This is a genomic window from Pseudacidovorax intermedius (genome assembly GCF_001476815.1).
GTDB lineage: Bacteria > Pseudomonadota > Gammaproteobacteria > Burkholderiales > Burkholderiaceae_C > Xenophilus > Xenophilus intermedius_A.
The window spans coordinates 19,150-28,093 of record NZ_LDSL01000062.1; the positions used below are offsets into that span (position 1 = coordinate 19,150).

Annotated in this window: 8 protein-coding genes; 3 read left to right on the forward strand and 5 right to left on the reverse strand. The window is 71.4% G+C overall.

Annotated elements, in window-relative coordinates; all coding sequences use genetic code 11:
• Positions 1 to 163: 163 nt before the first annotated feature.
• Together rho and trxA are read right to left on the reverse strand one after the other, a co-directional pair.
• Positions 164 to 1,429, reverse strand: coding sequence for a transcription termination factor Rho (gene rho, locus NS331_RS10475; RefSeq protein ID WP_058641934.1), 1,266 nt, complete (start codon positions 1,427 to 1,429; stop codon positions 164 to 166).
• Between the two features lie 200 nt (positions 1,430 to 1,629).
• A complete protein-coding gene (gene trxA, locus NS331_RS10480; RefSeq protein WP_058641935.1) occupies positions 1,630 to 1,962 on the reverse strand; it encodes a thioredoxin TrxA in 333 nt (110 codons plus the stop codon).
• Positions 1,963 to 2,156: 194 nt separating this feature from the next.
• Between trxA and NS331_RS10485 the strand changes: the two genes are divergently transcribed.
• A complete protein-coding gene (locus NS331_RS10485) occupies positions 2,157 to 3,392 on the forward strand; it encodes a TIGR03862 family flavoprotein (protein WP_058641936.1) in 1,236 nt (411 codons plus the stop codon).
• A gap of 211 nt (positions 3,393 to 3,603) precedes the next feature.
• Here NS331_RS10485 and NS331_RS10490 read toward each other — a convergent pair whose 3' ends face one another.
• The 3 genes from NS331_RS10490 to NS331_RS10500 all read right to left on the reverse strand — a co-directional run bounded on the left by NS331_RS10490 (position 3,604) and on the right by NS331_RS10500 (position 6,795).
• Complete coding sequence (locus tag NS331_RS10490) at positions 3,604 to 4,236, reverse strand: response regulator (protein WP_058641940.1); 633 nt, start codon at positions 4,234 to 4,236, stop codon at positions 3,604 to 3,606.
• Between the two features lie 102 nt (positions 4,237 to 4,338).
• Positions 4,339 to 5,739: a TAXI family TRAP transporter solute-binding subunit gene (locus NS331_RS10495; RefSeq protein WP_058641937.1), complete on the reverse strand. Its 1,401-nt coding sequence runs from the start codon at positions 5,737 to 5,739 to the stop codon at positions 4,339 to 4,341.
• 9 nt (positions 5,740 to 5,748) lie between these two features.
• Complete coding sequence (locus NS331_RS10500; protein WP_058641938.1) at positions 5,749 to 6,795, reverse strand: P1 family peptidase; 1,047 nt, start codon at positions 6,793 to 6,795, stop codon at positions 5,749 to 5,751.
• Positions 6,796 to 6,873: 78 nt separating this feature from the next.
• On the opposite strand from NS331_RS10500, the gene NS331_RS10505 reads away from it, so the two are divergent.
• Together NS331_RS10505 and NS331_RS10510 are read left to right on the forward strand one after the other, a co-directional pair.
• The gene (locus NS331_RS10505; protein WP_058641941.1) at positions 6,874 to 8,169 is read left to right on the forward strand and encodes an NAD(P)/FAD-dependent oxidoreductase; all 1,296 of its coding nucleotides are present in this window, start codon (positions 6,874 to 6,876) and stop codon (positions 8,167 to 8,169) included.
• A gap of 292 nt (positions 8,170 to 8,461) precedes the next feature.
• Positions 8,462 to 8,944: SDR family NAD(P)-dependent oxidoreductase (locus tag NS331_RS10510; RefSeq protein WP_153012811.1), on the forward strand; the 483-nt coding region annotated here is incomplete at its 3' end.

An 8,944-nucleotide genomic window follows, 5' to 3' on the forward strand; every position in this document is an offset into this window, starting at 1 on the left:
AGATCGCAGATCCTTGATTTCCCTCGGTGCGGACACAAAAAGCCGGTTTTGGCCGGGACGGACTGAGTGGCGTGGTGCGCCGCCGCACCGCCAAGAAGCACGCGCACCAATGAAAAACGCCGCGCAATGCGCGGCGTTGTGAGGCGAGGCGGAGGCCGGTCGATCAGCCGCCGCGGCGCATCATGTCGAAGAACTCGACGTTGGTCTTGGTGGCCTTCATGCTCTTCAGGACCATCTCCATCGACTCGATCTCGTCCATGTTGTACATGAACTGGCGCAGGATGCGGGTCTTCTGCAGCACCTCGGGCGCCAGCAGCAGCTCTTCGCGGCGGGTGCCCGATCGGTTGAGCTGGATGGACGGGAACACGCGCTTCTCGTAGAGGCGGCGGTCCAGGTGGATCTCGCAGTTGCCGGTGCCCTTGAACTCTTCGAAGATCACTTCGTCCATGCGGCTGCCGGTGTCGACCAGCGCGGTGCCGATAATGGTCAGCGAGCCGCCTTCTTCCACGTTGCGGGCCGCGCCGAGGAAGCGCTTGGGCCGTTGCAGCGCGTTGGCGTCCACGCCGCCGGTCAGCACCTTGCCGGAGGAGGGCACCACGTTGTTGTAGGCGCGGGCCAGGCGGGTGATGGAGTCCAGCAGGATCACCACGTCCTTCTTGAGCTCGACCAGGCGCTTGGCGCGCTCGATCACCATCTCGGCCACGTGCACGTGGCGGGCGGCGGGCTCGTCGAAGGTGGAGGCGATCACCTCGGCCTTGACCGAGCGCTGCATCTCGGTCACTTCTTCCGGCCGCTCGTCGACCAGCAGCACCATCATGTGGATGTCGGGATAGTTGGCGGCGATGGCATGCGCGATGTGCTGCATCATCACCGTCTTGCCGCTCTTGGGCGGCGCCACCAGCAGCGCGCGCTGGCCCTTGCCGATGGGCGCGATGATGTCGATCACGCGGCCGGTGATGTTCTCTTCGCTTTTGAAGTTGTCGCGCTCCAGCTTCATCTGCTCCTTGGGGAACAGCGGCGTGAGGTTCTCGAACATCACCTTGTGCTTGTTCGCCTCGGGCGCGCCGTCGTTCACCTTGTCCAGCTTGGTCAGCGCGAAATAGCGCTCGCCGTCCTTGGGAATGCGCACCTCGCCCTCGATCATGTCGCCGGTGTGCAGGTTGAAGCGGCGCACCTGGCTGGGGCTGATGTAGATGTCGTCGGTGCTCGCCGTGAAGCTGGTGTCGGGGCTGCGCAGGAAGCCGAAACCGTCGGGCAGGATCTCCAGCACGCCGTCCGCGAACACCTGTTCGCCGGCCTTCGCCCGCTTCTTGATGATGGCGAACATCAGCTCCTGCTTGCGCATGCGGCCGACGTTCTCGATCTCGAGGGCTTCGGCCTGCTTCAGGAGTTCGGAGACGTGCAGTGCCTTGAGTTCGTTCAGGTGCATGGAATGGCCCCGCGGGCGGAGATGCTGGGTGACGGTGGGAGAGGAGGGGGGCTTGCTCGGGGGCGAGAGAGATGCCCCGGAAGCCTTGGACTCGAACCGTGCCCTTGTGTTGGGGCCGGCGAATGCTAGGAATTATGACAGGAAAAAACAAAGGCCGACGCGTGGGAGCGCCGGCCTTGCGAATTGGCGGACGATGTCGATCAGGCGAGCTGCTGGTCGATGAAGGCGGTGAGCTGCGCCTTGCTCATGGCGCCGACCTTGGTGGCGGCGAGCTGGCCGTTCTTGAACAGCATCAGCGTCGGGATGCCGCGGATGCCGAACTTGGCGGGGATCTCGCGGTTCTCGTCCACGTTCATCTTGGCGATCTGCAGCTTGCCGTCGTAGGTGCCCGAGACCTCGTCCAGGATGGGGGCGATCATCTTGCAGGGGCCGCACCATTCGGCCCAGTAGTCGACCAGCACCGGCTTGTCGGACTGCAGGACGTCGGCTTCGAAGGAGGAGTCGGAGATGTGCTTGATGAGTTCGCTGGCCATGATGTCTGCCTTGGCTACGTACGCCGTGAAGAGGGCCCGCCCGGAAGCGGGAAAGGTGCGGACGATTGTGACAGAAAGGCCTGTAGGGCGCGGTGGGCGGCCACTATGGCGGCCATAGCCTGAACAGGCATCCGCCGCGGTTTTGCGCCTGCCACCGCCCAGCCGCCCACAGGCGCCACGCGACAATGCGCCGGATGACTTTGCCTTCGACCCTGGCCGTGATCGGCGGCGGCCCGGCCGGACTGATGGCGGCCGAGCGGCTGGCCGCAGCCGGCCACACCGTCGACCTGTACGACGCCATGCCCTCCGTGGGCCGCAAGTTCCTGCTCGCCGGTCGCGGCGGCCTCAACCTGACGCATTCCGAACCCTTCGACGCCTTCGCCGGCCGCTACGGCGAGCGCCGCGCGCAAATCGAACCCATGCTGCGCCGCTTCGACGCCGACGCGCTGCGCGCCTGGGCCCAGGGGCTGGGCATAGACACCTTCGTCGGCACATCGGGCCGCGTCTTCCCGCGCGAGATGAAGGCCGCGCCGCTGCTGCGCGCCTGGCTGCACCGCCTGCGCGCGAGCGGCGTGCGGCTGCACATGCGCCACCGCTGGACCGGCTGGACCGACGACGGCCAACTGCGCTTCGAATCGCCGCAGGGCGAGGTGCGCGTGGCCGCCGCGGCCACCGTCCTGGCCTGCGGCGGCGCCAGCTGGCCGCGCCTAGGCTCGGACGGTGCCTGGGTGCCGCTGTTCAAGGCGCGGGGCTGCCACGTCGCGCCGCTGGTGCCCGCCAACTGCGGTTTCGACGTGGACTGGACGCCTTTCTTCGCCGAGCGCTTCGCCGGCCAGCCGCTCAAGTCGGTGGTGCTGGCGGTGCAGGACCGCGCCGGGCGGCATTTCCGGCGCAAGGGCGAATTCGTGGTGACGGCCACCGGCGTCGAAGGCAGCCTGGTGTATGCCGTGTCCGCCCTGCTGCGCGACGAGATCGCGGCCCGCGGCGAGGCCGTGCTGCACCTGGACCTGCTGCCCGACTGGACACCCGAGCGGGTGCTGGCGGCCGTCGCCCATCCACGCGGCAGTCGCTCGCTCGGCAGCCATCTGAAGAGCCGGCTGAACCTCGACGCCATCCGCTCCGCGTTGCTGCACGAGGTGCTGGACAAGGCCGCGCTGCAGGACCCCGCGCGCGTGGCCGCGGCCCTCAAGGCCCTGCCGTTGCGTCTGCTGCGTCCGCGGCCGATCGCCGAGGCCATCAGCACGGCCGGCGGCGTGCGCTTCGACAGCCTGGATGGGCACCTGATGCTGCGCGAGGCGCCCGGCGTGTTCTGCGCCGGCGAAATGCTGGACTGGGAGGCGCCCACCGGCGGTTACCTGCTCAACGCCAGCATGGCCAGCGGCCTCGTGGCGGCCGAGGGCGTCATCGGCTGGCTGCAGCAGCAGCGTTGAAGCGGCGCGCGCAAGGACGGCGCTTGCAGCTTCCATTGCGACGGCGCGCCGCCCTCAGGGCACGAAACCCGCGCCACCCCACACTGATCGAAAGGCCGCGAAGCAGGCCATGCCAGTGCGCCCGCGGAACGGGCTTTGCCCGGCCGCCGGGTGCGCCCCTTGAGGGGGATTGGACTTCCACACGCAGTGAGGAAGTCCAAACGGGGTGGTGCTAAATGAGGTGGTTGCGGATGGCATAGGCCGTCAGCGCCGCATCGTTGCTCAGGTGCAGCTTCTCGCGCACCCGCATGCGGTAGACGTTGACCGTCTTGGGGCTGAGCATAAATTCGCGCGCGATGTCCGCCAGCGTCTTGCCCGAGGCGATGCGCACCAGCGTTTCCAGCTCCCGGTTGGACAGCAGGTGGTGCGGCGAGGTCTCGGCATCGGGCCGCGCGATGGTGTCGGCCAGCAACTGCGTCGCCTCGGGGCTCAGGTACTTCTGGCCCTGGCCCACCATGCGCACGGCCGTCACCAGCAGGCGCGGGTCGGCCGCCTTCGACAGGAAGCCGTGCGCGCCCGCGCGCAGGCAGCGCACCGCGTACTGGCGCTCGGGCTCGCCGGAATGGATGAGCACGCGCACCGGCGACTCGGCTTCCACCAGGTCGGCCAGCACGTCCAGACCGCTGCGGCCGGGCAGGGACAACTCCAGCAGCAGGACGTCGCACTCCGTCGTGCGCAGCAGGCGCTTGAGTTCCTCGGCGCTGGCGGCCTCGGCGCTCAGGCGGACGTCCACCGCCTCGGCCAGGATCTCGCGGATGCCGCGGCGCACGACGCCGAAGGGGTCGCAGGTGATGACGTGGATCATGGTGGCGCTCCGGATGCAGCGCACGAAGGCAGGCACACCGGGCGCCGGCTGCAAGGAATCATGAGTTCGACTGGAGCGGCACCCCGCCGCCCTAACTGTTAATTATTGTAAGTCGATTGTTACGTTTGCGCTGCCGACGTTGTCGGGCGTCCGATGGCGCTGCAGCAGCCGGCGCCGCGCCTGCTCGATGTTGTGGCGCAGGGCGTAGAGCTCTTCCGCATAGGCCAGCGGCACGGTGACCTTGTTGGCCACGCGGTCGAGTTCGTCCAGCTCGTCCAGCAGGGTCTCGCGCGGCGTTTCGCCCGCGTCCATGCGCGCCTCGATGTCGCGCAGCCGCGCGTACCAGCGGAACACGCGCCGCCGCACGCGGAAGGTGTAGAGCGGCGGCACCACGCGCGACAGCGGCAGCAGCAGCACGATCAGGCCGCCGATGACCAGCCACATGCGCTCCAGCAGGTTGCTGGCCCAGAAGGGCAGCCAGCGCTGCCAGACCGGCGGCGTGCCGTTGATGGCCCGGTCGCCCTCGCTGATGACCGGCAGCTCGCTGGCGCGGGTGTTGGGAAACTCCCGCGCCCGGTTGAACCAGCCGGCGTGGCTGTGCAGCGTCTGCGCGGCCTGGGCGAAGAGCTGGCGCAGGGCCGGGTGCGTGTCCTCGCGGGTCAGCAGCGACGTGGTGGTGGCCACCAGCGCGACGTCGCGGGCCGGCACGTCCGCCGCCAGGTCCACGACGCCGCGCGGCAGCGTCACGACGGAGAGGAAGGGAAAGATCCGCGTGTACGCCTCGGCCTGGCCGAGGTCGAGCAGGGCGATGCCGGGCGTGCGAAGCAGTTGCTGGACACGCGGCGATTCGGACGCAGAGGCCAGCACGATGGCGTCCAGCCGGCCGGCGACGAGCCCCGCCGCGGCCTCCTCGGCCGGCTGGGCGACGATGCGCAGGCGCGAGACGTCGACGCGGTTGGCCGACAGCATCCGGCCGACCAGGTCGGGCACGCCGCTGCCCGGGCGGTCGGTGCCCACGCGCAGGCCGCGCAGGCCGGCCAGGGACGGCAGTTCGGCCGGTGCCGCGGAGCTGCGTTCGGGCTGGATCCGGCGCAGGGAGGCGGGCCGGTAGAAGACCCACAGCGGCTCGTAGAACAGCGCGCCCAGCGACTGGATGCCGGCCTCGGGGTCGGCCACCGGATCGGCCACGCCGCCGCGCACGAAGCCCAGGTCGGCCCGGCCTTCGCGCAGCAGCCGCAGGTTGTCGAGCGCGCCGTCGGTGGGGATCAGTTCCACCCGGATGCCGTTGGTCTGCAGGGCGGCCGCATAGCGCTCGCCGAAGGCCGCATAGGCGCTGCCCTGCGGGCCGGTCGCCAGGCGCACGGTGCGCGGCGGCTGCGGGTCCAGGTAGACGTAGGCCGCCACCAGCACGCCCACGGCGATCAGGGCGAGCGGGCCGGCCGACAGCAGCAGGTCGCGCAGGCCCAGCAGGGCCAGCATCAGGCTGTGGGAAAGGCGCTTCATGTCGGGCTGTCAGGCGGCGGCGCGGCGGCCGGGCCAGTCGCGGGCGGCCGGAATGGCCAGTTCGGCCGTCGTCACGGCGCGCGCGGCCAGCACGGCGCGCACCACCGCCTGCGCCGCCACTTCGGCGGCCATGACCGACAGCACCGTCATGCCCGGCGCTTCCTCGCCCAGCGGCACGCGGCCGGTGGCCAGGGTGAACAGCGTGTCGCCGTCGCTCATGGTGTGCACCGGGTTGATGGCGCGGGCCAGGCCATCGTGCGCCACGGTGGCCAGGCGCTGGGCCTGCACCTTGGTGAGCACGGCGTCGGTGGCGATCACGCCGATGGTGGTGTTGGTGCCGGCCAGCAGCGGCCTGGGCACGTCGCCGCGCAGCAGGCTGCGGCGCGTGTCGCGCAGGGCGGTGCCGTCGTCGGTGCGGGCGCCGGCGAGCAACTCGCCGGTGTCGGGATGCACCACGTCGCCCAGCGGGTTGCAGGCGATGAGCGCGCCGACGGTCACGCCACCCACCTTGACCGAGGCGGTGCCGATGCCGCCCTTCATGGCATGTGGCACGCCGAAGAGCTTGCCCACCAGCGCGCCCGCGCCGGCACCCACGTTGCCTTCGGCCGGCGCCGCGGTGCTCGCCGCGTCGCAGGCCGCATAGCCGCTGGCGGCATCGGGCCGGATGCGGGCATCGCCCATGGGCAGGTCGAACAGCACCGCGCCCGGCACGATGGGCAGGCGGCCGAAGCGCACGTCCAGGCCGACGCCGCGCTCTTCCAGCCAGCGCACCACGCCGTCGGCCGCCGCCAGGCCCCAGGCGCTGCCGCCGGCCAGCAGGATGGCGTGCACCTGCTGCACGAAATTGCCGGGGGCGAGCAGGTCGGTCTCCCGCGTTCCGGGCGCGGCGCCGCGAACGTCCACCCCGGCCACCGCGCCGTCGCGGGCGATGACGACGGTGCTGCCGGTGGGCCGGCGCGGGTCGGTGTGGTGGCCGACCTCGATGCCGGCGACGTCGGTGATGGCGCCCGAATAGGGCAGGGGGGCGGAGGGAGACAGGAGGGCGGCCGCGGACATAGGGCGCCGATTATGGGTCGGCACCCTCGCTTCGGCACCGCCGGCGGGCGCGTCGCGCGGCGCCACTACCATCCGCCGATGGCTTTGAACGAGAGCGGGGGCGCAGGGCGCCATGTGGCGGTGATCGGCGCGGGCGCCGTGGGCAGCGCGAGCGCCATCGAGGCGCTGCGCCGGGGCTGGCGGGTGACGATGGTGGAGCCGGGCGCGCCCGGCGGCGAGCAGGCGACGAGCTACGGCAATGCGGGCTGGTTCTCCTCGCATTCGGTGATCCCGCCGGCGCTGCCGGGCGCCTGGCGGAAGGTGCCGGGCTGGCTGGCCGATCCGCTGGGGCCGCTGGCCGTGCGCTGGCGCTATCTGCCGCGGGCGCTGCCCTGGCTGCTGCGCTACCTGGCCTCGGGCTGGACGGAGGCCCGCGTGCAGCGCACCGCCGATGCGCTGCGCCAGCTGCTGGCCGATTCGCCCGTGCTGCATGCCCGGCTGGCAGCCGAGGCCGGCGTGCCGCACCTGGTGGCGCAACGCGGCCTGCTGCACGTGTATCGCTCGCGCGCCGAGTTCGAATCGGAGGCCCTCGCCTGGCGCGTGCGCGCCCGCACCGGCGTGACTTGGGAGGAATGGGACGCCGCCCGCCTGGCGGCGCAGGAGCCCGACCTGGACCGCCGCTACACATTGGGCATCTTCGTGGCCGAGGCCGGCCACTGCGTCGATCCGGGCGCCTACGTGGCGGCCCTCGCACGCCATGCGCTGGCGCAGGGCGCGCGACGGCTGCAGGGGCGCGCCACGGGCCTGCGCATCGAAGGCGGCCGGCTGCACGCGGTTCGCACCGACCAGGGCGAGATCGCCTGCGACGCGGCCGTCGTCTCCGCCGGTGCGCGCTCGGCGGAGCTGGCCCGGGCGGCGGGCTCGCCGGTGCCGCTGGAGACCGAGCGCGGCTACCACGTCATGGTGACCGGCGGCCCGGCCGCCGGGCCACGCACGCCCATGATGGCGGCGGACGGCAAGCTCATCGTCAACGCCATGGTGCCGGGCCTGCGCGCCGCCGGGCAGGTGGAGATCGCCGGCCTGGCCGCAGCGCCCGACTGGCGACGCGCCGAGATCCTGCGCCGGCACCTGGTGTCGATGTTCCCGGCGCTGGCCGACGCGGCGCCCGAGGCGCTGGCCGTTCGCCAGTGGCTGGGTCATCGGCCCAGCCTGCCCGACGGGCTGCCCTGCATCGGCCGCGCCGCCGCCACGCCCGACGTGGTGCTGGCTTTCGGCCATGGCCATGTGGGCCTGGGCGGCTCGGCACGCACGGGCAAATGGGTGGCCGATCTGCTGGAAGAGGGCGCCCCGCCGGCCGGGCTGGCGCCGTTCGATCCGGCCCGCTTCGGCCGCTGAGGGGCGGCCAGGCGGCTATTCGCCCCGGCGCCTTGGCGCGCGGCAGGCCGATGTGCAGCAAGCCAGCCACGACGGTGTTGTCGGCGGCTCTCATTGCCGCCGCCAGCGGCTGCGAGCGCGTGGGGAAATGACAGCGGTGCCGTCCGACGCGGGGACAGGCGCCCGTCTTTCCACGGGCCGCGTCCACAAATCCTTGCACCTGTCGCTTGACGCCCGGCAGGCCGCTGGCGTAATCTCTGGTCATTCCATACATGAACATGCGTTTTACTAAAGAAACGCTTTGATCCAAGCGATGAACAACACGCCCGATCCCGACAGCCTGCGCAGCCTGATGGCCGAGATTCCGACCGGCATGCTGGCGGGGCGGCGCGTGCTGGTCACCGGCGGTGCGCGCGGCCTGGGCCTGGCCTTCGCCAAATGCATTGCCCAGGCCGGCGGGCGCGTGGTCATCGCCGACATCCTGGCCGAGCTGGCGCAGGCCGAGGCCGCCGCGCTGCGCGAGCAGGGCCGCGACGTCCACGCGCTCGCGCTGGACCTGACCGATCCGGCCTCCGTCACCGCCTGTGCCGACGAGGCCGTGCGCCTGCTGGGCGGCCTGGATGGCCTGGTCAACAACGGCGCCATCACCAATTCCGGCGGCCGCGACCCGCATGCGCTGGAGATCGAGATGTGGGACCGCGTCATGGACGTCAACGTCCGCGGCACCTGGCTCATGAGCCGCGCCTGCCACGCGGCGCTCGCCGCCAGCGGCCATGGCGCCATCGTCAACCTGGCC